Origin of the sequence: Sphingomonas jejuensis (genome assembly GCF_011927695.1) — a bacterium.
Taxonomy (GTDB): domain Bacteria; phylum Pseudomonadota; class Alphaproteobacteria; order Sphingomonadales; family Sphingomonadaceae; genus Sphingomonas_K; species Sphingomonas_K jejuensis.
This window is the reverse complement of the sequence record NZ_JAATJE010000001.1, coordinates 780,128-801,657: the sequence shown is the minus strand read 5'-3', so window position 1 is coordinate 801,657 and position 21,530 is coordinate 780,128. Positions and strand designations below refer to the sequence as shown.

Genomic DNA, 21,530 nt, shown 5'->3' with positions numbered 1-21,530 from the left:
GAGCGCGTCAGTTCTGCGGCGCGCGGGTCTGCGTTTCGGCTCCCGGCGGCGGCGCGCTCGGGTTCGCCTGCGCCGAGACGACGCGGGCGGGCGGGCCGGCGGTGATCGCCGCCTGCAGCGCGGTCGCCTCGCTGCACGGCGCGGTGCAAAGCGTGCGCACCCGCGCCAGATTGGCACGTGCCCGTTCGACCGCGCCCTTCTGCACCATCGCCTGACCCTGCCCGGCGAGCGCGCGGACGTCGTTCGGCTCCAGCCGCAGGGCGTCGCGGTAGAGCCGGATCGCCTTGCCGGGCAGCTCCTGCCGCCGCGCAACCTCGGCCAGCGCGATAAAGGCGGTGCGGTTTCGCGGATCCACCGCCAGCGCGGTTTCGTAAAGGCCGTTCGCCTCGGCGAGGTTGCCGGCCCGCTGGGCCACGCGGCCGCGCTCCACCAGCGCCACCGACCGCGGGTCGATTTCGTCATCGGGACGCTGTCCCAATCCCGCGCTCGACACCGTCACGAGCAGCAGCGACAGGGCAAGGGCAGCCGGGGTGAAGCGCATCACGGTCTCCATGGGGGGCACGGCGGTCAGCCTATCATGGCCGCAGCAGCCGCGCGACGAAAAAGCCGTCGGTGCCATGCGTTGCGGGCTGCAGCCGCCGTCCGGCCCCCGCCGGTTCGCCAAGCCCGTTGATCGGGTCCTCCGCACGCCAGCCCGGGTGCTCCGCCAGGAAGTCCGCCACCGCGTCCGGTCCCTCTTCCGGCAGCAGCGAACAGGTGATGTAGACCAATGCCCCGCCCGGCCGGACCAGCCCCGCCGCGATCCGGATCAGCCGGCGCTGCAGCGTCACCAGCGCCTCCAGACGGGCGGGCGTCAGGCGCCAGCGGGCTTCGGGATTGCGGCGCCAGGTGCCGGTGCCCGAACAGGGTGCATCGACCACCACCACATCCGCCTGCCCGGCGAGGTCGTCGAGCCGCTCGGTCTCGCGGCCGGGATCGAGCAGCCGGGTCTCGATCCCGGTCACTCCCGCACGCTCGGCGCGCGGCGGCAGCCGCTGCAGCCGGGCGCGGTCGGTGTCGCAGGCGACGATGCGGGCATCCGGCGTCGCCGCAGCGATCGCCAGCGACTTGCCACCGGCGCCGGCGCATAGGTCCACCACCAGCATCCCCGCGCCTGCCCTGGCGGCGCCCGCGACGATCTGGCTCCCCTCGTCCTGCACCTCGACGCTGCCGTCGACGGTCCGGGGGTGCCGGTCAATCCCGGCCGCCGCGCCGGGCTGGAGCCGCAGCCCGTCCGGTGAGAGCGGGCTCGGCTCGGCCTCGGAAAACTCGGCGAGCATCCGCTCACGCGTCGTTCGCGCGCGGTTGACCCGAAGGTCGACCGGCGCGCGGTCGAGCAGCGCGGCCAGCCCGTCCGCATCCAGGCTCCGGGTCAGGCGGTCGGCGATCCAGCGGGGGGCGATCCCCGCCGGCGCGCTCGCCTCTCCGGCGGCGATCGGCTGCGGACCACGGGCAGATCCGTCGAACAACGCCGCGAGAGCGGGGTCCTCCGCCGCCAGCCCCACCATCGCCGCGCGTCCGCTCTCGGGACGCTCGCCCGCGCGCCGGATCGCGGCGTAGATCAGCTCGCGGATCGCGCGCCGGTCACCCGACCCGGCATAGCGCCGGGCGGCAAAGCCGCGCTGGATCAGCGTGTCGGCGGCCGGACCGCCGTCCCGCGCGGCCGCCACGATCTCGTCGAGCAGCTCGATGGCGGTCTGGACGCGCGCGGCGGGCGTCACCGCTCAGCGCGTCGGATAGTTGGGGGCCTCGCGCGTGATGGTCACGTCGTGCACATGGCTCTCGCTCAAGCCCGCATTGGTGATCCGCACGAACCGCGCATTGGCCTTCAGGTCGTCGAGCGTGCGCGACCCCGTATAGCCCATGGCCGCCTTCACGCCGCCGACCAGCTGGTGGATCACGTCCTTGGCCGGCCCCTTGATCGGCACCTGACCCTCGATTCCTTCGGGCACCAGCTTCATCTGGTCCTTGATGTCCTGCTGGAAATAACGGTCGGCCGATCCGCGCGACATGGCGGCGACGCTGCCCATGCCGCGATAGGACTTGTAGGCGCGGCCCTGGTACAGGAAGGTCTCGCCCGGCGCTTCCTCCGTACCCGCCAGCAGCGATCCGATCATCACCGCCGACGCGCCGGCCGCCAGGGCCTTGGCGATGTCGCCCGACGTCCTGAGGCCGCCGTCCGCGATCACCGGGATGCCGGATTTCGCCGCTTCCCTGGCGCTTTCCATCACCGCCGACAGCTGCGGCATGCCGACGCCCGCCACCACCCGCGTGGTGCAGATGCTGCCCGGACCGATGCCGACCTTCACTGCGTCCGCGCCCGCGTCGATCAGGGCGCGGGTCGCCTCCGCCGTTGCCACGTTGCCGGCGACGATCTGCACCTCGTTCGACATCGCCTTGATGCGCTCGACTGCCTTCAGGACCATGGAGGAATGGCCGTGCGCGGTGTCGACCACGATCAGGTCGCAGCCCGCCGCCACCAGCGCCTCGGTGCGCTCATAGCCCTTGTCGCCGACCGTGGTCGCCGCCGCCACGCGCAGCCGGCCCGACGCATCCTTGGTCGCGCTGGGGTAGATCGCGGCCTTTTCGATGTCCTTGACGGTGATCAGCCCGACGCAGCGATAGGCGTCGTCCACCACGATCAGCTTTTCGATGCGGCGCTGGTGGAGCAGCCGACGCGCCTCGTCCTGTCCGACGTCGGCGGGTGCCGTCGCCAGGTTGTCGCGCGTCATCAGCTCGGCCACGGGCTGGCTGGCATTCTCGGCGAAGCGGACGTCGCGGTTGGTGAGGATGCCGACCAGCCGGCCGTCCTCCTCCGTCACCGGAATGCCGGAAATGCTGTTCTCCGCCATCAGCGCCTGCGCCTCGGCCAGCGTCGCCGTCGGGCGAATGGTGATCGGGTTGACGACCATGCCGCTTTCGAACCGCTTTACCTGGCGCACGGCGGCGGCCTGCACGTCGATGTCGAGGTTGCGGTGGAGCACGCCGATCCCGCCCAGCTGCGCCATGATGATCGCCATGCGCGCTTCCGTCACCGTGTCCATCGCGGAGGATAGCACGGGAATGTTCAGCGAGATCGTCCGCGTGAGGCGGGTGGAGGTGTCCGCGTCGCTCGGCAGCACGTCGGACGCCGCCGGGCGCAGGAGCACGTCGTCGAAGGTCAGGCCCAGCTCGATATCCATCGCGGGCCCTTAAACGGCGACGCCGTGGGATGCCAGACCCCGAATCCACTTGGCGCTCACGGGCGGCTGTTCCATAATCGTTCCGGATATTGCCAGGGGGAGGCATCAATGGCCGCGACGATCGGACTGTTCATCCTGATCCTTGTCGTGTTGTACCTGTTCGCCAGCGTGAAGGTGGTGCGCCAAGGGTACCAGTACACGATCGAGCATTTCGGCCGCTTCACCACGGTGGCGCGCCCCGGCTTCAACTTCTTTCCCGCCTTCTTCTACCGTGTCGGCCGCAAGGTGAACATGATGGAGCAGGTGCTGGACATCCCCGGGCAGGAGATCATCACCCGCGACAACGCCGTGGTCGCGGTGGACGGCGTCGTGTTCTTCCAGGTGCTGGACAGCGCGAAGGCCGCCTACGAGGTGTCGGACCTGCTGAGCGCGATCCTCAATCTCACCACCACCAACCTGCGCACGGTCATGGGGTCGATGGACCTGGACGAGACGCTGTCGCACCGCGACCAGATCAACGCGCGCCTGCTGAACGTTGTCGATGACGCGACCACGCCCTGGGGCATCAAGATCACCCGGGTCGAGGTAAAGGACATCCGCCCGCCGCAGGACATCGTCACCTCCATGTCGCGCCAGATGAAGGCGGAGCGTGAGAAGCGCGCTGCGATCCTGGAGGCAGAGGGCCTGCGCGCGTCGGAGATCCTGCGCGCAGAAGGCGCCAAGCAGAGCCAGATCCTGGAGGCCGAGGGCCGGCGCGAGGCTGCCTTCCGCGATGCCGAAGCGCGAGAGCGCGGCGCAGAGGCGGAGGCCAAGGCGACGCAGATGGTGTCGGACGCGATCGCGGGCGGCAGCGCGCAGGCCGTCAACTACTTCATCGCGCAGGACTATGTCCGCGCCGTCAGCCAGTTCGCGACATCGCCCAACGCCAAGACCATCCTGTTCCCGGTCGAGGCGACGCAGCTGATCGGCACGCTTGGCGGAATCGGCCAGCTCGCCAAGGAAGCGCTCGGCGGCGCCGAGGAGACGAAGCAGTCCGGACGAGCCGCGCCCGCGCCCGCGCCTGCCCGCCCGCCGCTGCCCTTTGATCCCGCCGGACAGCGCCAGGGATGAACCCGTCCGACCTCGACCCGGCCTGGTACTGGATGGGGCTGGCGCTGCTGCTCGCCATTGCCGAGCTGCTGGTGCCCGGCGTGTTCCTTGTCTGGCTGGCGGCGGCGGCGGCCGGGACGGCGGTGGTCACCTGGGGCCTTGCGCCCCCGCTCGTGGTCCAGCTGATCGCCTTTACCGCCTTCGCGATCGCCGCCGTGCTGGGGGGCCGCCGGTGGTACGTCACCCATCCGGTTGCCTCGCAGGATCCCTTCATCAACGAACGCGCCATCCGACTGATCGGGGAGGAAGTGCGCGCCACCACGGCGTTCCAGAACGGTCGCGGCCGCATCCGGCTGGGCGACAGCGAATGGTCCGCGCGCGGCCCCGACTGTGCCGAAGGCGCATGCCTCACCATCATCGGCTCGGAAGGCGCGACGCTGATCGTCCGCCCGGTCGAGATGCTGCGCTAGGCACCGGCTTCCACCCGTTGGAGGCCGGACACGACAGGCTAGACGCGCTCGTTCTCTGCGCCCACCGACGCTGACGATCCTGCTTCGACCAAGGCGCGTGTCTTGGGCAACGCTTCGGGCATTTCGTCGCGGATGAACTTCAGCAATCCCTCGCGCAGGTCGCAGCGCAGGTCGAACGCGGTGGATGCGTCCTTTGCGGTGGCGAGCGCCCGCACCTCGACGGCGTCGGCGGTCATGTCGGTCACCTGCATGTTCCAGAACCGCCGGTCCCAGCGTGGGTTGGCATCCACCAGCGCGCCCAGCCGGTCCCGCAGCCGATCGATGTCGGCGGCCGGGTCGAGCCGCCAGAACACGGAGCCGAGCAGGTGGCTCGTTTCGCGCGTCCAGTTCTGGAAGCTCTGCTCCAGGAATTTTGAAACCGGGACGATCAGGCGTCGTTCGTCCCACAGCTTTACCTGCACGAAGGTCAGCCGGATCTCCTCGATGCGCCCCCATTCGCCATCGATGATGACGACATCATCGATGCGGATCGGCTCGGAAAAGGCCATCTGCACGCCTGCGATGACGTTCTTCAGCGCAGGCTGTGCCGCGGCACCGACCACCAGGCCGGCGATGCCGGCGGACGCCATCAGCGTCACGCCCACGCTCCGCACGCTGGGGATGCTGAGCAGCATCAGGCACAAGGTGACAAAGATGATCGCGAACACGCCGATGCGGGTCAGGATGCTTGCCCGCGTGCGCTGCCGCCGTGCGCGAAGATTGTCCTCCACGCTGATGTCCGCCCGAATCTCCACGACCTTCTGGAAGGCGCGCAGCATGGCGATCGCCAGCCAGCCGATCAGCGCCGGCACGACCAGCCCGGCGACCTGCCGCCACAGCGTGTCGCCGCTCTCGCTGAGGTTCACGGCCGGGCGGATCAAGGCGAGCGCGACCGCCACGGTGATCCACCGCGCCGGCCGGCGCGCATGGGACACCAGGATGTCGTCTGCCGTCGCCGGCGTCCGTTCCGCAAAGCGGCGGAGCAGCCGGAATGCCGTGGCGTGAATCAGGAGGCCTGCCAGCACCGCCAGCGCGATCGCACCGGCCGCGACCAGGGGGGCGGGCACGTCCCACCCGAACATGTCGATCTGTCGCATGCTTGGGTAACACGGTGCGGCGGCGGCCGTTCCCCGCCGGCATGGGTCGCCGTCCTCAGTCGCGACCGCGCAGGCGCCGACGGCGCACCACCCAATAGGTCGCGGCGATCGCAAGGATCGCGGCGATGCCGATGGCAAAGCTGTGCTCCAGCGGGGCGAACTCGCCAATGGCGCTGCCAAGCGCCTCGCCGAACACCGCGCCCAGCGTCACGAACAGCGTGGCCCAGCACAGTGCGGCGGCCGCGTTGACCATCACGAACAGGCGGGTCGGTACCGCGCTGGTCCCGATCGCGATCGGGCTGATCGTGCGCAGCCCCCACAGGAAACGGAATGCGAAGATGAAGGCCACCGGCCGGCGCTCCAGCGTTCGCAGGATGCGCGCAAAGGCGGCGCGCCGCTGCGCCCGCACGACGATCCCCGCAGATCGGGATCGCCGCCCGATCGCGAAGAACAGCTGGTCTGCAATGAAGGATCCGGTCGCCGCCGCCAGCACCGCGGGCACCGGCGCCAGCAGCTCACGACTGACGCTGATGCCGCCCAGCACCACCACCGTCTCGCCTTCCACGCCCGCGCCGATCAACAGCGCGAGCAGCCCCCACCGGGCGACGAGCTGTTCCAGATCCATGTCGCCGGCATGTGACGGCTTTCGCCGCCCGCGTCACCCCGGCTTGTGGTTGGCGGTCACGCCGCGCGCGGCGCTGCCTCCCGCACGCCATCGTCCACATGCTCCTCGAACTGGGCGAAGTTGGCGATGAACTGCTCCACCAGCCGCCGGGCGGTGGCGTCATACGCATCGCCGTCGGCCCAGGTCGCGCGCGGATCCAGGATGCGGTCCTCCACGCCCGGCACGCTGACCGGCACCTCGAAGCCAAAGTTCGGGTCGGTCCGGAACGTTGCGCGCGACAGGCTGCCGTCCAAGGCCGCGTTCAGCAGCGCGCGCGTCACCTTGATCGGCATTCGGCTTCCGGTGCCGAAGCTGCCGCCCGTCCACCCGGTGTTGACCAGCCAGCAGGTGACTCCGCCCTTGGCGATCCGCTCCTTCAGCAGGTTGCCGTAGACGCTCGGGTGGCGCGGCATGAAGGGCGCACCAAAACAGGTGGAAAAGGTCGCGGTCGGTTCGGTCACCCCCATCTCCGTTCCCGCCACCCGCGCGGTATAGCCCGACAGGAAATGGTACATCGCCTGGTCCGGCGTCAGCCGCGCGATCGGCGGCAGCACGCCATAGGCATCGGCCGTCAGCATGATGATGGTGGTCGGCACCGGCCCCATGTTGTCGGCCGACGCATTGGGGATGAAGTCGATCGGATAGGCGCCGCGGCTGTTCTCCGCCAGGCTGGCATCGTCCAGGTCGAGGACGCGCGTTTCCGGATCGATCACGACGTTCTCGAGCACGGTGCCGAACCGGCGGGTGGTGGCGAAGATCTCGGGCTCGGCATCGGCCGACAGCCGGATCATCTTGGCATAGCAGCCGCCCTCGAAGTTGAAGACGGCGGTGTCGGACCAGCCATGCTCGTCATCGCCGATCAGCGTCCGGTTGGCATCCGCGCTCAGCGTCGTCTTCCCGGTTCCGGACAGGCCGAAAAACACGGCGGTGTCCCCGTCGCGGCCGATGTTGGCCGAACAGTGCATCGGCATCACGCCGCGTTCGGGCAGCAGGTAGTTCAGGATGCCGAACACCGACTTCTTCATCTCGCCGGCATAGGCGGTGCCGCCGATCAGGATCAGCCGCTCCGTCATGTTGACCGCGATCACCGTCTCCCCCCGGCAGCCGTGGCGCGCGGGATCGGCGCGGAAGCTCGGCAGATCGATGATGGTGAAGTCGGGCACGAACCCGTCGAGATCGGCGCGGTCCGGCCGCACCAGCATCGTGCGGATGAACAGGCTGTGCCACGCGAGCTCGTTGATAACCCGCACATTCACCCGGTGCTCGGGCTGCGACCCGCCGTAAAGGTCCTGCACGAACAGCTTGGGCTTGCTGCGGACGGCCGCCAGAAAATCTTCCTTCAGCGCGGCGAAGTGATCCGGGCTCATCGGCTGGTTGGACTTGCCCCACCAGATCGTCTGGTCCGTTCCGGCATCACGCACCGTATATTTGTCGGATGCGGACCGGCCGGTGTGGCGACCCGTCTGCACCACCAGCGGGCCGTCCTTGGCCAGCACGCCCTCGCCGCGGCGCACGGCTTCTTCCACCAGCGCGGCGGTGCCGAGGTTCCAGCGCAGCTCGGCGCCCGTCTCGATGCCGCCGGCCTTAAGGCCATGCTGCGGTTCCCGGTTCGCCACTGCCACTCTCCCCTGCCTCGTTCCTTTCCGCGCGCTTACCCGACCGGCGGCTTTGCCGTCAAACCGACTGACCGGTCGATCAATTAATAAGGACGGCTTTCGTCGTTAACGATTTGCGATCGGCCCGCCCGGCCGTGTAGGACCCGCCCGAGGGGTTCCTGGTGACAAGGCGAGGCTGAAGACGATGGCCGCATCGATCGCGCTGGTCGACGACGACCGCAATATCCTCACCTCGCTCTCGCTGGTGCTGCAGGCCGAAGGCTTCACCACGCGTCTTTATGCCGATGGCGAGGCCGCGCTGAAGGCGCTGCTCGACAATCCGCCCGACCTTGTCGTCAGCGACATCAAGATGCCGCGCATGGACGGGCTCGAGCTGCTGCGCCGCCTGCGCGAAAAAAGCCCGGTGCCGATGATCTTCCTGACATCCAAGGACGACGAGCTCGACGAGGCGCTCGGCCTCGCGATGGGCGCCGACGACTATATCGCCAAGCCCTTCTCGCAGCGCCTGGTGATCGCCCGCATCCGCGCGATCCTGCGCCGCACCGAACTGACGCAGCGTCCCGCCGACGGGTCGGCGCCCGAACCGCAGGCGGAGCCGATCGTTCGGGGCCGGCTGGCGATGGATCCGGCACGCCACCGCGTGACGTGGGACGGACACGACGTCACCCTGACGGTGACCGAGTTCATGATCCTCGAATCACTCGCGCAGCGCCCCGGCGTGGTGAAATCGCGCAGCCAGCTGATGGACGCCGCCTATCAGGAGGATGTCTATGTCGATGACCGCACGATCGACAGCCACATCAAGCGGCTGAGGCGCAAGTTCCGCGAGAGCGATCCCGAATTCGATGCCATCGAGACGCTCTATGGCGCCGGCTATCGCTTCGCCGAAGGTTGAGGATCCGCCCCGGCGCGAGCCCGGTGATCTCGCGCTTCGCTGGTCGGGGCGCGTTTCGCTCACGCGCCGCATCCTGGCGCTCAACATCCTCGTGCTCGCCTTTCTTGCCGGCGGCTTCTTCTATCTCGACACCTACCGCGCCCGCCTGATCGACAGCCGCGTTCGCGAGCTGGGGCGTGAGGTACAGCTGGTCGCGGCCGCCCTCCGCCGGCTGCCGGCGGATGAACATGGCGCGCTGCTCGCCGAGTTGGGCGCCGCCACGGGCGCCCGGTACAGGCTCTACCAGGGCGACCGCCCGGTCGAGGACAGCTGGCGCCTTGCACCGGGAAGCTACGGCGTCCGCGATCCCGCACGTGCCACGCTGGCCGCGCGCGGCGCGCTCGCCATCGACCAGCTGGTCAACCTGGTGGTGTGGCGCCGCCCCCTGCCCCCCTTTGCCGAGCCCGCGACCGACCGTGCCGTGGCCTGGCCGGAAGTGCGCGCCGCCTCCGACCGCGGACAGGCGCAGGCGATCGTGCGGGCGGCGGCCGACGGCACGCCGATCATCTCGGCCGCAGCACCGATCACGCCGGGCGGCGCGGTGCTGCTGTCCACCACCGGCGCGCGGCGCATCCTGGAGGTTGTTCGCGCGGAACGCGTCCGTCTGGGCATCGTGCTGGCGGCGGCGCTGGCGGCATCCGTGCTCCTGTCGCTGTTCCTCGCCCGCACCATCGTGCGCCCGCTGCGTCGGCTGGTGCGCGCCGCGGTTCGCGTGCGGCTGGGCCGTGCGCGCGACGTGGTCGTCCCCCGCCTCCCCTCCCGCCGCGACGAGATCGGCATGCTCGCGCGCGCCCTGTCGGACATGAGCCAGGGCCTCAACGCGCGCATCGACGCGACCGAGCGCTTCGCCGCCGATGTCGCGCACGAGATCAAGAACCCGCTCGCCTCGCTCCGTTCCGCCGTTGATGCGCTCGATCATGTCCGTGACCCGGCGGCGCGCGACCAGCTTCTCGGCATCGTCCGCGACGATGTGCGCCGCATCGACCGCCTGATCACCGATATCGCGGACGCGTCGCGCCTCGATGCGCAGCTCGCCCGCGCGCCGTTCGAACGGATCGACCTCGGCCGCCTGATCGAAGGGCTGCTCGCCAACCGCCCCGACCGCGACAGCCCGGCGTCCGTCGCCTTTGCCCGCCCGCAGCGCGATACGGCCGTGGTGATGGGGTTGCCCGCGCGGCTGGAACGCGTCGTTGACAACCTCATCGACAACGCGCTGTCCTTCTCCCCGCCCGGCGGGGTGGTGCGCGTCACCGCGACGCGCAGCGGCAACGACGTGCTCCTGTCGGTGGAAGACGATGGCCCGGGTGTCGCCCCGGACGCGCGCGAGGCGGTGTTCCGGCGGTTCCACAGCGACCGGCCGGACGGCGAGAGCTTCGGCCGGCACAGTGGCCTCGGCCTCGCGATCGCGCGCACCATCGTGGAAGGACATGACGGCCAGATCCATGTAGAGGACCGTGCGGACGGCCGGTCCGGCGCCCGTATCGTGGTCGTCCTGCCCGCCGCCGATGTCGAGGACCCCGATTGAGGTGAAAGAGCCGCTCAACCTGCACGCGACCACCGTCGCGATCGATGGCCGCGGCGTGATGCTGCGCGGGGCGTCGGGCAGCGGCAAGTCGGACCTGGCGCTGCGCCTGATCGATCGCGGCGCGTTGCTGGTCTCGGACGATCGCACGCTGGTCGCCCGGGCTGGCAACGGCTTGCTCGCGTCCGCCCCGCCGCGCATCGCCGGGATGATCGAGGTGCGCGGCATCGGCATCGCCACCGTCGTCGCCGCGGACGCGACACCGCTCGCCCTCATCGTCGACCTGGGTGCGGAGCCGGACCGCCTTCCCGACCGTCAGGAGGAAACCATCCTTGATCTCCCCCTGCCCCGGATCGCACTCGACGCCTTTGCAGCGTCCGCCCCGATCAAGACGGAACTCGCGCTTCGGATGCTTTGCCCATGACCCATGCGCCGCCCCGCACCCTGATCGTCACCGGCATGTCCGGTGCCGGCAAGACCACCGCGCTCCACACGCTGGAGGATCTCGGCTGGGAGGTGGTCGACAACCTGCCCATCCCGCTCCTGAAGCGCCTGCTGGGCGCCACGCCGGACGATGCGCGGGACGAGGCGCGCCCCCTCGCCATCGGCATCGACAGCCGCACCCGCGGCTTCGATGCGGTCGACATCATCCGTCGGATTGAGCGGCTGGCCGCCACGCACGACATCTCGACGCTCTTCCTTGATTGCAGCGCGGCCGAGCTCGAACGCCGCTTCGCCGAGACGCGCCGCCGCCACCCGCTCGCCCTGGACCGCGCCGCGAGCGACGGCATCGCGCAGGAACAGGCGCTGCTCGCGCCGCTCCGCGCCTGGTCCGAGAACCTGATCGACACGAGCGGCCTCACCTCGCGCGGCTTGCAGGGCGCGGTGCGGGATCGCTTCGCCGGTGCGGGCGCCGCCACCACGCTTGTTGTCATGTCCTTCGGCTATGCTCGCGGATTGCCGCGCAATGCCGACCTCGTGTTCGACATGCGCTTCCTGCGCAACCCGCACTGGGACGACGCCTTGCGGCCGCTGACGGGGCGGGACGCACCCGTCGCCGATTATGTCCGCGCCGACCCCGCCTATGCCGAAGCGGTCGATCGCATCGAAGGGCTGCTGCGGCTGCTGATCCCCCGCTACCAGGCGGAGGGGAAGGCCTATGTCGTCATGGCGTTCGGCTGTACCGGGGGGAGACACCGCTCCGTGCACGTCACGGAGACCGTCGCAGCACGGTTGCGCGCTGCCGGATTTTCCCCCACCATCGTGCATCGCGACCTGCCGGAAGCGCCCGACGCGCTCCCCGACCGGAGGTGACGCTTGCTCAAGAGGACTTGATGATCGGACTAGTGCTGGTGACCCATGGCCGGCTTGCGGCCGAGTTCGTGGTCGCCCTGGAGCATGTGGTGGGTCCGCAGGCCGGCGTGGAGACGATCTGCATCGAACCGGAAGACGACATGGAGCTGCGCCGCGGCGACATCGCCGGCGCGATCGGCCGGGTCGATGAGGGACGCGGCGTGGTGGTGCTCACCGACCTGTTCGGCGGCACGCCGTCCAACCTCGCCATCTCGCTGATGGTCCCGGGCCGTGTCGAGGTGATCGCCGGCGTCAACCTGCCCATGCTGATCCGGCTGGAAGGCGCGCGCAAGTCGATGGACGTGCGCCAGGCCGTGGCCGCCGCGCGTGACGCCGGCCGCAAATACATCTCCGTCGCGTCCGAGGTGCTGGGGGAAGCCGCTGCATGACGGAGCATTGCCGAACCGTCGCCATCACCAACCGCCGCGGCCTCCATGCCCGCGCCTCCGCCAAGTTCGTCACGCTGGCGAGCGGCCTTCCCGCCCGCGTGGAGGTGGAAAAGGACGGCAGCAGCGTTACCGGCACGTCGATCATGGGGCTGATGATGCTGGGCGCGGCGATGGGCGACAGCGTCACCATCCGCACGCACGGCGACGGGGCGGAAGACGCGCTCAATCAGCTCGTGGCGCTCGTCGAGGGCAAGTTCGGCGAGGATTGAGCCCGATGGCTCGCGAGATCACCGGCTTTTCCAATCCGCTCGTGAAGCGCCTGCGCTCGCTCCGCGACAAGAAGCACCGCCGTGCCGAAGGCCTGTTCCTGGCGGAAGGGCTGCGCATCCTGACGGAGGCCGCCGATGCCGGCGCGCTGCCGGAAATCCTGGTCTATGTCGACCGCCCCGATCTGCCGCCGCTGGCCCGCCAGCTGATCGCGCGGACGGAGGCGGCTGGCGGCGATGTCGTCACGACGGGCGCGGACATCCTCGCCAAGATGTCGGGGAAGGACAATCCGGGCATCCTGCTCGGCGCCTATGCCGACCGCGGCACTGCGCTGGAAGCGATCGACCGCACGGCCGCGCCGATCTGGATCGTGGCCGAACGGCTGCGCGATCCCGGCAATCTCGGCACCATCCTGCGCACCGGCGACGCGGTCGGCGCCGGCGGCCTGATCCTGGTCGACGACTGCGTGGACCCCTTCTCCGTGGAGGCGGTGCGTGCGTCGATGGGCGCGCTGTTCACGCAGGCGATCGTGCAGACCCGTTGGGAAGATTTCCTCCCCTGGCTGCGGTCCGGGCCCGGCACGCTCGTGGGGACCAGCCTGCGCACGGACACCGATTACCAAGCCATCGCCTATCCGCGCCCGACCTTCATCCTCGTCGGCAACGAGGCGCAGGGCCTGCCCGCCGACAAGGAAGCCGCCTGCGATCACCTCGTCCGCATGCCTATGCTCGGGCGGGCCGACAGCCTGAACGCCGCGGTTGCGACGGCCGTGATGGCCTATGAGGTGCTGAACCAGCACCGCCGTCAGGTCAAGCACGCTTGACACAGGTGTAAAGCCGACTTTACATCCATCCCGCTCTTGGGGAGGGATGACGATGTACGAGCCGACCGGACGGGGCACCTGGTTCAAGTGGAGCGCGCTCAACCGCGCCGAACGCATCCTGCTGGCGACGTCGCTCACCTGCATCGGCGTCGGCACCGCCTGCCTGACGCAGCTGATGGATGCGGGCGGCCCCTTCTACGATCTCGGCTTCCGCCTTGGCTCGGGCGGGATGGCGCCGCCGGAGACGCGATCCGCGCTGCTGTCGCCTGTCGTCGACCGCTGGCTGACACTGCTAACAGTGCTGCTGTTCGCCGTCGCCGCCGTCCTCTGGTCGCTGTTCAGCGCGCGCCAGGATGAGCTGTTCAACCGCGTGCAGAACCGGTCCTACGGTCTTGGCAGCTTCATCACGCTGGCAGCTCTTGCGCTGTGGCTCGCGGGGGAGCGGATCGGCTGGCTGCCGTCGCCGACCGCCGGCTGGGTGCTGCTCGACTGGCTGGTCATCTGCACCGCGGTGTGGATGGTGGACGCGCGCCGCCTGTGGCAGTGATCACTGCGGTGCTCGCCGCCCGCACCGACCAGCGCCTGACCCAGGCGCAGCTCGCCGAGGCGGTCGGCGTCTCGCGCCAGACCATCAATTCGATCGAGACGGGACGGTTCGAGCCGAGCCTGGAGCTCGCGCTGAAGCTTGCCCGGCACTTCGATCAGCCGGTCGAAACGCTGTTCACGCTTCACGAGGAAGGCTGATGAGACAGGTCACCACCACCGTGGCGCTGCAGATGGCGGCGGTGACGGGCACCGTGCTCGCCCTGCTCGTCATCGTCCGCGCCGCGCTGTTCGGCTACGACGATGCCGCCACCGGCCCTGCGAAGACGGTGGCCGCCGTCACCATGGCGGCGTTTCTGCTTCTCAGGCCGCGCGCCCGGCAGCCGGATCGCTGAGTCCGGCGGGCGCCGGCAGCGCGACATCCAGGTCGCCGTGCCGCGCCATGGCCTCGACCGGCAGCACGCTTTCCAGCTCGCGCGATCCGGTTTCGATGTTGAGGTCGCGGAACTTGCGCCCCGTCACCATCAACCGACCCTCGAAGCTAGCCACGAACTCGTTGTAGCTCCTGACGGCGGTGCCCAGCCCGCCGCCCACCCGGCGCAGCTTGTCCGCCGCCACCGCCAGACGGTCGTGCATTTCCTTGCCGAGCTCGCCGATCTGCTGCGCTTCCTTGGCGAGCTTTTCCTGCCGCCACACCGCCGCCACCGTGCGCGCGATCGCGATCAGGTTGGTCGGCGTCGCCAGCAGCACCCGCTTGTCGAACGCATAATCCCAGAGCGTGGGGTCATGCTCAAGCGCCCCGGCCAGGAAATGCTCGCCGGGAACGAACATGATCACATAATCGGGGGCGTCGGCGAACTGGTTCCAATATGCTTTCGCCGCCAGCCCGCTGACATGCGCCCGCATCGCCGCGGCATGCAGCGTCAGGTTGCGCTCGCGCTCGGCCTCGTCGACCGCGCCATAGGCATCCTGATAGGCATTGAGCGAGACCTTGGCGTCGATCACCAGCGATCGGCCGCCCGGCACGGTGACGATCGCGTCCGGCCGCAGGCGCCCCTCGCCCTCGTCCCCGGCGACAGACACCTCCATCATGAAGTCGGTGTGCTCGGCCAATCCGCAGGTCTCCAGGACGTTGCGCAGCTGCTGTTCGCCCCAGCGCCCCCGCGCCTTCGGTGCCGATCGCAGCGAGTTGACCAGCCGCGCCGCCTCGCTGCGCACCGCCTCCTGGCCGGCCCGCATGCCTTCGATCAGGCCGGTCAGGTTGCCATAGGCCTCGCGCCGCTCCGCCTCGACCTTGCCGACGCTCTCCTCGTAACGCTGCAGCCGCTCGCTCACCGGCTGCAACAGCGCCTTCAGAGACTGGCCGCTGGTTTCCTCTGCCTGCCGGAACCGGGCGTCCGCGCGCTCCAGAAAATGCCTCTGCGCCTCGCCCAGCGCCTTGCCCGCAAGCTCGCCGAAGCTTCCGTGCAGTCGCTGCTCCATCTCCTTCAGCGTGGCGAGCTGCGCGTCGTGCGCCCGCGCGCGCTCGTCCTCGCCGCGGCGGAAGCCCGCGACCTCGGCGGACAGGAGCTCGGCCCGCGCGCGCGCCTCGCCCAGCTCCTGCTCCAGCGTGCCCACCCGCTCTGCGATCGGCCGCGCCGCGGCCAGCTCGCGCTGCGCCTCGTCCCGCTCGTTGCGGACGGCATCCAGCATCAGGCGAAGCGGCGGCAGATCACCCGCGCGCTGCTCGGCAAGCGCCAGCGCGGTTTCCGCGGTGCGGGCGCGCTCCTCCGCGGCGCCGCGCTCCGCCCGCGCGGCCGCGGCGGGACGGCTGGCGATCAGCCAGCCGAGACCGACCCCGGCAACAAGGGCGATCGCCACCGCGATCAGGCTCATCAGCTCCACCCACCCGTCTCCCCTTGGAACACAAGGTGAACCTAGCGGCGGCGGCGGCCCCGCACAAGCGCGGCGTCAGGCGGCCTTGCGCAGCTTGGCGAGCTTCTTCAACAGCATGTCGCGCTTCAGCTTGGACAGGTGATCGAAGAACATCACGCCGTTCAGATGGTCGATCTCGTGCTGCAGGCAGGTCGCCAGCAAGCCGTCGAGCCAGGCTTCCTGCGTGCTGCCGTCGCGGTCCAGCCAGCGCGCCCGCACGCGGGCGGGCCGCACCACATCGCCGAACATCTCCGGCACCGACAGGCAGCCTTCGTTGTAGCTCGACAACTCCTCCGATTCTTCCAGCACCTCCGGGTTGATGAAGACGCGCGGCCGCTTCACCGGCTCGCCCTCGTCCTCCTCCGGCTCCTGCAGGTCGATCACCAGCACCCGCTTCGGCACCGCCACCTGGATCGCGGCCAGGCCGATGCCGGGCGCCGCGTACATCGTCTCGAACATGTCGTCGATCAGGGTGGAAAGCGCGTCGTCGAACTGCTCCACCGGCTCGGAAATCAGGCGCAGCCGGGGGTCCGGTGTCTCGATGATGGGAAGGATTGCCATGGCGCCGCGATACCGGAGCGGGTGCGCCGCTTCAAGCGACCGGTCGCCGCGCCCGCAGCGCCTGGGCGATCGTGCCCTCGTCCAGGTAATCGAGCTCGCCACCGACGGGCAGGCCGTGGGCCAGCTGCGTCACGCGCACCGGCATCCGCTCGATCCGGTCGGCGATGTAATGCGCCGTCGTCTGTCCTTCCAGCGTGGCGTTCATGGCCAGCACCACCTCGTCGATGCCGCCCGCCTCCAGCCGGCGCATCAGAAGGTCGATCGACAGATCCTCCGGCCGCACTCCATCAAGCGCTGAAAGACGCCCGCCAAGCACATGGAAACGCCCGGGAAACAGCTTCGCCCGGTCGAGCGCCCACAGGTCGGCGACCTCCTCCACCACGCACAGCGCCCGCGCGTCGCGCCGCGGGTCGCGACAGATGCCGCAGGGGTCAGACGTGTCGACATTGCCGCAGATGCCGCAGCTCGTCAGCCGGGCCTCCACTGCTTCCAGCGCGGCGCGGAGCGGCGCGAGTGCCGCCTCCCGCCGCTTGATCAGGTGCAGCACCGCCCGCCGCGCGGATCGCGGGCCAAGCCCCGGCAGCCGCGACAGCGCCTCCGTCAATGTTTCGATCTCGGGCGATGCCATGCCGGGAACAGATAGGGGTTGCTTACGCCCAAGCCAATCGGAAGAGACGGGTGCATGCGCATCGTCTTCATGGGAACGCCGCCCTTTGCCGTGCCGACGCTGGAGGCGCTGGTGTCGGCGGGGCACAATCTGGTCGCCGCCTATACCCAGCCGCCCCGCCCCGCCGGCCGCGGCAAGGCGCCGCGCCCGTCTGCCGTGCAGACGCGCGCAGAGGATCTCGGCATACCCGTGCGAAGCCCCGCGTCGCTCCGCTCGCCGGACGAGCAGGCCGCCTTTGCCGCGCTCGACGCGGACGTCGCCGTCGTTGCCGCCTACGGCCTCATCCTCCCGCGCCCGATCCTCGATGCGCCGCGCCACGGCTGCCTGAACGTCCATGGCTCGCTGCTGCCGCGCTGGCGCGGGGCCGCCCCGGTGCAGCGCGCCATCATCGCCGGCGACACCGAAACGGGCGTGTGCATCATGGACATGGAGGCCGGGCTCGACACTGGCCCTGTCCGCGCGCGCCATGTCATACCGATCATGGACGAAGACGCCGGCACGTTGACGGCGGCGATCGCAGCGGCCGGCGCGCGCCTGATGGTGGAGGTGCTGGCGGACCTGCCGGCACATCCGCCGGTGCCCCAGCCGGCTATCGGCGTGACCTACGCCCACAAGATCGAGAAAAGCGAAGCAAAGCTGGATTTTTCAGCCCCTTCCGACGCGCTCCTCCGGCAGGTTCGAGCCTTCGCTCCGGCGCCCGGCGCCTTTTTTGAGCTGGCGGGTGAGCGGTTCAGGCTGCTTGCCGCCACGCCGGCGCCCGGTGCCGGCGAACCAGGCCAGGTGCTCGACGACCAATTGACCATCGCCTGCGGCACCGGCGCCGTCCGGCCGACGCTGATCCAGCGGGCCGGTCGCCCGGCGATGGCGCCCGATGCCCTCCTTCGCGGCTTCGCCGTGCCGCCGGGAATGGTGCTGGCGTGACCCGCTATGCGCTGGTCGTCGAATATGACGGCCGCCCCTTCATGGGATGGCAGCGGCAGGATCATGGGCCCAGCGTCCAGGCCAGCCTCGAGGATGCCGTTCACCGCATGACCGGGGAGACGGTCGCGGTCCACGCCGCCGGACGCACCGACGCGGGCGTCCATGCGACCGCGATGCGCGCGCATCTCGATCTCGACCGGCACATCGATCCCTTTCGCCTGGCAGAGGGGCTGAACGCGCTTGTCCGGCCCGATCCCATTGCGGTGATCGGCTGCGTGGCGGTGCCGGACGACTGGCACGCGCGCTTTTCCTGCGTGGGACGGCGCTACCGCTACCGCATCGTCAACCGGCGCGCGCCGCTCACCTTCGACCGCGGCCTCGCCTGGCGCGTTCCCGATCCGCTTGACGCCGCTGCCATGCACGAGGCCGCGCAGCGGCTGGTCGGGCGGCATGACTTCACCACCTTCCGGTCGGCGCATTGCCAGGCGGACAGTCCGCTCAGGACGCTCGACCGGCTTGATGTGACGCGTCACGGCGACGAGGTGGTCGTGATCGCCGCCGCCCGCTCCTTTCTCCACCATCAGGTGCGCTCGATGGTGGGCTGCCTCGCGCTGGTCGGGCGCGGGCGGTGGTCGGCCGACGACCTGGCGGGCGCGCTCGCCGCACGCGACCGCGCCGCACTCGGCCACAATGCGCCCCCGGACGGGCTCTACTTCACCGAAGCGGTCTACCCGACCAGCACTTCCGCCGCCGCGGGGTGACCAAGGAAGGCTGCCGGGCTCGCCGACCTGCCATAGGCGCCTGCCAGGAAGATCGCGATCACGTCGCCCACCTCCGCGCGCGGCAGGGCGATCCGGTCGCCGAGCCGGTCGAGCGGCGTGCACAGCCGGCCGACCACCGTTGCCACCTCGTCCGGCGCCGCACCGATGCGCGCAGCCACCGCGATCGGATAGTTTCGCCGCACCACCGTGCCGAAATTGCCGGACGCGGCGAGCTGATGGTGCAGGCCGCCGTCCGTCACCAGGAACAGCTCGCCATGGCTCGTCTTCCGGTCGAGCACCCGGGTCAGGTAGACGCCCGCCTCCGCCACCAGCCAGCGGCCGAGCTCGATCGCGAAGCGCGTATCCGCCAGCACCGCCGGCCGCTGCGCCAGGCTGGCGGCCAGCCCCGCCCCCACCGCGTCGATGTCGAGCGGGGTATCGCCCGCGAAATATGGCACGCCGAACCCGCCGCCCAGATTGACCAGCTCCGGCGCGATGCCCGCAGCGTCCGACAGCCGCGCGGCCAGGTCGATCGTGCGGCGCTGCGCATCGATGATCGCCTCGGCGTCGAGCGACTGCGATCCGGCATAGATGTGGAAGCCGCGCACCTGCTGGCGCTGGAGCATGTTCAGCACGACCGGCACCTGGTCGACATCCACGCCGAACGGCCGCGCGCCACCGCCCATCCGCATGCCCGATCCGCGCAGCTCGAAGTCGGGGTTCACGCGAACGGCGACCCTGAACGGCCCGTCGCCGTCGCGTGACAGCCGGTCGATGCGCGCCGCCTCGCCGATCGATTCGACGTTCACCGTGACGCCGCGGCGCCGCGCCTCGACAAGCTCGTCATCCGACTTGCCCGGACCCGCGATCGAGATGTCGCGCACGCTCGATCGCGGGTGCGCGGCGGCCTCAGTCGCGAACTGGATCTCGCCCGCCGATGCGGTGTCGAACCCGTCGACCCGCTCCGCCATCCAGCCGAGCAGTGCGGCATTGGGATTGGCCTTGATCGCATAATGCAGGTCGATGCCGGCAAAGGCCTGGCGAAACCGCGTGATCCGCGCCGCCATGACGCCGCGGTCGTAGACGAACAGCGGGCTGCCGTGCGCCTCCACCAGCGCGTCCGCTGTCTGGCCGCCCAGGTGCAGCGCCCCCGCCGCGGCGAATTCCGGCGGGATCGGCCCGATCGGCTTGCCCGTCATGGCTGCGCCTCCCGCTTCAGCGCGGCGCGATCGATCTTGCCGTTGGGGTTGCGCGGCAGCACGTCCAGCCAGCGGATCTCGCGCGGCTGCATGAAGGCGGGGAGCACATGGGCCAGGTGCCTTTGCAGCCGATCGTCCGGCGCACCCGCCGCGACCAGCAGGATCGACTGGCCCAGCCGCGCGTCGGCCACGCCGATCGCCACCGCCTCCGTCGTCGCCCCGCTTGCCACCGCCGCTGCCTCCACCTCCGTCGGGCTCACGCGATTGCCCGCCGTCTTGATCATCTCGTCCTCGCGCCCGACGAAGCGGAGCAGCCCGTCCGCATCCCGCACCACCGTGTCGCCCGACCATACCGCCAGCGAACCGTCCGGCTCCGGCCGGAAGCGCGCGGCGGATCGCTCGGGGTCGCGCCAGTACCCTCGCGCCACCAGCGGACCGGCGTGGACCAGCTCGCCCGGCTCGCCATCGGCCGCGATGCCGCCGTCGGGCGTCCGCACGCTGATCTCGGCAAAGGGGATCGCCGTTCCGATCGATTCCGGATGCGCCGACAGCAGCGCGGGATCGAGGCTGGTGGAGCGAAACGCCTCCGTCAGCCCGTACATCGCGTGAATGCGCGCGCCGGGAAAGGTGGCCTGCAATCGGCCGATCAACGCCGGCGTCAACGCACCGCCCGAATTGGTCAGCCGCTCCAGGCTGGTCTCCGAAGGCCAGCTGATCTCGCATAACTGCGTCCACAGCGGCGGCACCCCCGCCAGCGTCGTCGGCCGCCACCGCTCCACCGCGCGCAGCACGTCGCGCGCCACCAGATAGTCGATCGGGATCACCGTCCCGCCGGCATGCCAGGTGGAAAGAAGCTGGTTCTGCCCATAATCGAACGCCAGCGGCAGCACCGCCAGCACGCGGTCGGCTGGCGACAGCGCCAGATAATGCGCGACCGACACCGCTCCAAGCCACAGGTTGGCATGGGTCAGCATCACGCCCTTCGGCCGCCCCGTAGATCCGGACGTGTAGAGCAGCGCGGCGAGCGTCTCAGGGTCCACGTCGGACGGCGGCAGCGCCGGCGCCCCCGCGCCCGCCGCCTCGTCCTCCGTCACGGCGGCGCATCCGGACGGCACGTCATCCGCGCTCAACGTCGCCAGCCGCGGCGCCTGGCTCAGCAGCAGCCGCGCTCCGCTGTCGACCAGGATATGTGCGACCTGCGCGCGCTTCAGCAAAGGATTGACGGGCACATGGATCAGCCCCGCCCGCGCCGTCGCCAGCGGCAACAGCAGCGCCAGCCGCGTCTTCGGCAGCCAGCTCGCCACCCTGTCGCCGGTCGTCAGCCCGCGCGACACCAGCCACCCGGCGAGGCTGCCCACCGCCTCCTCCAGCCCCGCATAGCTCAAGGCGCCGTCGCGCCGGTCGATCGCGACGGCGTCGGCCCGGCCGCGCAGCGTCAGATGGTCGAGCGGCCGCGGCTCCCGATCCGGCACGGTCATCG

Annotated in this window: 25 protein-coding genes; 14 read left to right on the top strand and 11 right to left on the bottom strand. The window is 70.3% G+C overall.

The features are described from left to right. Positions 1–7: 7 nt before the first annotated feature. The 3 genes from GGR88_RS04055 to guaB are packed head-to-tail and all read right to left on the bottom strand — an operon-like array spanning position 8 to position 3,221. A complete protein-coding gene (locus GGR88_RS04055) occupies positions 8–553 on the bottom strand; it encodes a tetratricopeptide repeat protein (RefSeq protein ID WP_425338461.1) in 546 nt (181 codons plus the stop codon). A 22-nt stretch (positions 554–575) separates the two neighbouring features. Beyond that, positions 576–1,760 carry an SAM-dependent methyltransferase gene (locus tag GGR88_RS04050; RefSeq protein WP_167953237.1) on the bottom strand — a complete coding sequence of 395 codons (1,185 nt, stop codon included), beginning with the start codon at positions 1,758–1,760 and terminating at the stop codon, positions 576–578. A 3-nt stretch (positions 1,761–1,763) separates the two neighbouring features. Then, complete coding sequence (gene guaB, locus GGR88_RS04045; protein ID WP_167953235.1) at positions 1,764–3,221, bottom strand: IMP dehydrogenase; 1,458 nt, start codon at positions 3,219–3,221, stop codon at positions 1,764–1,766. Between the two features lie 108 nt (positions 3,222–3,329). Between guaB and GGR88_RS04040 the strand changes: the two genes are divergently transcribed. Next, a complete protein-coding gene (locus GGR88_RS04040) occupies positions 3,330–4,331 on the top strand; it encodes an SPFH domain-containing protein (RefSeq protein WP_167953233.1) in 1,002 nt (333 codons plus the stop codon). After that, positions 4,328–4,780 (top strand): NfeD family protein, encoded by a 453-nt coding sequence (locus GGR88_RS04035; protein ID WP_167953231.1) that lies wholly within the window; start codon positions 4,328–4,330, stop codon positions 4,778–4,780. The genes GGR88_RS04040 and GGR88_RS04035 overlap by 4 nt, the downstream gene beginning before the upstream one ends. Positions 4,781–4,818: 38 nt before the next feature. Here the strand turns inward: GGR88_RS04035 and GGR88_RS04030 are convergent, their stop codons facing one another. Genes GGR88_RS04030 through GGR88_RS04020 form a run of 3 tightly spaced genes read right to left on the bottom strand, consistent with a single transcriptional unit; the run spans position 4,819 to position 8,196 of the window. Beyond that, positions 4,819–5,916 carry a mechanosensitive ion channel family protein gene (locus GGR88_RS04030; protein ID WP_245196435.1) on the bottom strand — a complete coding sequence of 366 codons (1,098 nt, stop codon included), beginning with the start codon at positions 5,914–5,916 and terminating at the stop codon, positions 4,819–4,821. A gap of 55 nt (positions 5,917–5,971) precedes the next feature. Next, positions 5,972–6,541, bottom strand: coding sequence for a DedA family protein (locus GGR88_RS04025; RefSeq protein ID WP_167953229.1), 570 nt, complete (start codon positions 6,539–6,541; stop codon positions 5,972–5,974). Positions 6,542–6,597: 56 nt separating this feature from the next. Then, a complete protein-coding gene (locus GGR88_RS04020; protein ID WP_167953227.1) occupies positions 6,598–8,196 on the bottom strand; it encodes a phosphoenolpyruvate carboxykinase in 1,599 nt (532 codons plus the stop codon). A gap of 184 nt (positions 8,197–8,380) precedes the next feature. Here GGR88_RS04020 and GGR88_RS04015 point away from each other — a divergent pair, with 184 nt between their 5' ends. Genes GGR88_RS04015 through GGR88_RS03970 form a run of 10 tightly spaced genes read left to right on the top strand, consistent with a single transcriptional unit; the run spans position 8,381 to position 14,422 of the window. After that, positions 8,381–9,091, top strand: a complete 711-nt coding sequence (locus GGR88_RS04015) for a response regulator transcription factor (protein WP_167953225.1) — start codon at positions 8,381–8,383, stop codon at positions 9,089–9,091. Then, the gene (locus GGR88_RS04010) at positions 9,060–10,655 is read left to right on the top strand and encodes a sensor histidine kinase (protein WP_167953223.1); all 1,596 of its coding nucleotides are present in this window, start codon (positions 9,060–9,062) and stop codon (positions 10,653–10,655) included. The genes GGR88_RS04015 and GGR88_RS04010 overlap by 32 nt, the downstream gene beginning before the upstream one ends. After that, complete coding sequence (locus GGR88_RS04005; RefSeq protein WP_167953221.1) at positions 10,636–11,076, top strand: HPr kinase/phosphorylase; 441 nt, start codon at positions 10,636–10,638, stop codon at positions 11,074–11,076. Before GGR88_RS04010 ends, GGR88_RS04005 begins: the two co-directional genes overlap by 20 nt. Beyond that, the gene (gene rapZ, locus GGR88_RS04000) at positions 11,073–11,966 is read left to right on the top strand and encodes an RNase adapter RapZ (protein ID WP_167953219.1); all 894 of its coding nucleotides are present in this window, start codon (positions 11,073–11,075) and stop codon (positions 11,964–11,966) included. The genes GGR88_RS04005 and rapZ overlap by 4 nt, the downstream gene beginning before the upstream one ends. 20 nt (positions 11,967–11,986) lie before the next feature. Beyond that, the gene (locus GGR88_RS03995) at positions 11,987–12,394 is read left to right on the top strand and encodes a PTS sugar transporter subunit IIA (protein WP_167953217.1); all 408 of its coding nucleotides are present in this window, start codon (positions 11,987–11,989) and stop codon (positions 12,392–12,394) included. After that, complete coding sequence (locus GGR88_RS03990) at positions 12,391–12,663, top strand: HPr family phosphocarrier protein (protein ID WP_167953215.1); 273 nt, start codon at positions 12,391–12,393, stop codon at positions 12,661–12,663. Before GGR88_RS03995 ends, GGR88_RS03990 begins: the two co-directional genes overlap by 4 nt. 5 nt (positions 12,664–12,668) lie before the next feature. Further along, positions 12,669–13,484 (top strand): TrmH family RNA methyltransferase, encoded by an 816-nt coding sequence (locus GGR88_RS03985; protein WP_167953213.1) that lies wholly within the window; start codon positions 12,669–12,671, stop codon positions 13,482–13,484. Between the two features lie 52 nt (positions 13,485–13,536). Next, positions 13,537–14,031: a hypothetical protein gene (locus tag GGR88_RS03980; RefSeq protein WP_167953211.1), complete on the top strand. Its 495-nt coding sequence runs from the start codon at positions 13,537–13,539 to the stop codon at positions 14,029–14,031. After that, complete coding sequence (locus GGR88_RS03975; RefSeq protein WP_425338460.1) at positions 14,022–14,228, top strand: helix-turn-helix transcriptional regulator; 207 nt, start codon at positions 14,022–14,024, stop codon at positions 14,226–14,228. Before GGR88_RS03980 ends, GGR88_RS03975 begins: the two co-directional genes overlap by 10 nt. Next, positions 14,228–14,422, top strand: coding sequence for a hypothetical protein (locus GGR88_RS03970; protein ID WP_167953209.1), 195 nt, complete (start codon positions 14,228–14,230; stop codon positions 14,420–14,422). The genes GGR88_RS03975 and GGR88_RS03970 overlap by 1 nt, the downstream gene beginning before the upstream one ends. Here GGR88_RS03970 and GGR88_RS03965 read toward each other — a convergent pair. The 3 genes from GGR88_RS03965 to recR form a co-directional block, all read right to left on the bottom strand. Beyond that, complete coding sequence (locus GGR88_RS03965) at positions 14,391–15,902, bottom strand: DNA recombination protein RmuC (RefSeq protein WP_167954343.1); 1,512 nt, start codon at positions 15,900–15,902, stop codon at positions 14,391–14,393. The genes GGR88_RS03970 and GGR88_RS03965 overlap by 32 nt on opposite strands. Positions 15,903–15,977: 75 nt before the next feature. Beyond that, complete coding sequence (def, locus tag GGR88_RS03960) at positions 15,978–16,502, bottom strand: peptide deformylase (protein WP_167953207.1); 525 nt, start codon at positions 16,500–16,502, stop codon at positions 15,978–15,980. A gap of 31 nt (positions 16,503–16,533) precedes the next feature. Continuing rightward, complete coding sequence (recR, locus tag GGR88_RS03955) at positions 16,534–17,130, bottom strand: recombination mediator RecR (protein WP_167953205.1); 597 nt, start codon at positions 17,128–17,130, stop codon at positions 16,534–16,536. A gap of 54 nt (positions 17,131–17,184) precedes the next feature. Between recR and fmt the strand changes: the two genes are divergently transcribed. Further along, positions 17,185–18,090 (top strand): methionyl-tRNA formyltransferase, encoded by a 906-nt coding sequence (fmt, locus tag GGR88_RS03950; RefSeq protein ID WP_167953203.1) that lies wholly within the window; start codon positions 17,185–17,187, stop codon positions 18,088–18,090. Continuing rightward, on the top strand, positions 18,087–18,851 hold the full coding sequence (gene truA, locus GGR88_RS03945) for a tRNA pseudouridine(38-40) synthase TruA (RefSeq protein ID WP_167953201.1): 765 nt from the start codon (positions 18,087–18,089) through the stop codon (positions 18,849–18,851). The genes fmt and truA overlap by 4 nt, the downstream gene beginning before the upstream one ends. On the opposite strand, the gene GGR88_RS03940 is transcribed toward truA, so the two are convergent. Continuing rightward, a complete protein-coding gene (locus tag GGR88_RS03940; protein WP_167953199.1) occupies positions 18,818–20,050 on the bottom strand; it encodes a pyridoxal-dependent decarboxylase, exosortase A system-associated in 1,233 nt (410 codons plus the stop codon). The genes truA and GGR88_RS03940 overlap by 34 nt on opposite strands. Next, positions 20,047–21,528, bottom strand: coding sequence for an AMP-binding protein (locus GGR88_RS03935; protein ID WP_167953197.1), 1,482 nt, complete (start codon positions 21,526–21,528; stop codon positions 20,047–20,049). The genes GGR88_RS03940 and GGR88_RS03935 overlap by 4 nt, the downstream gene beginning before the upstream one ends. Positions 21,529–21,530: the final 2 nt, after the last annotated feature.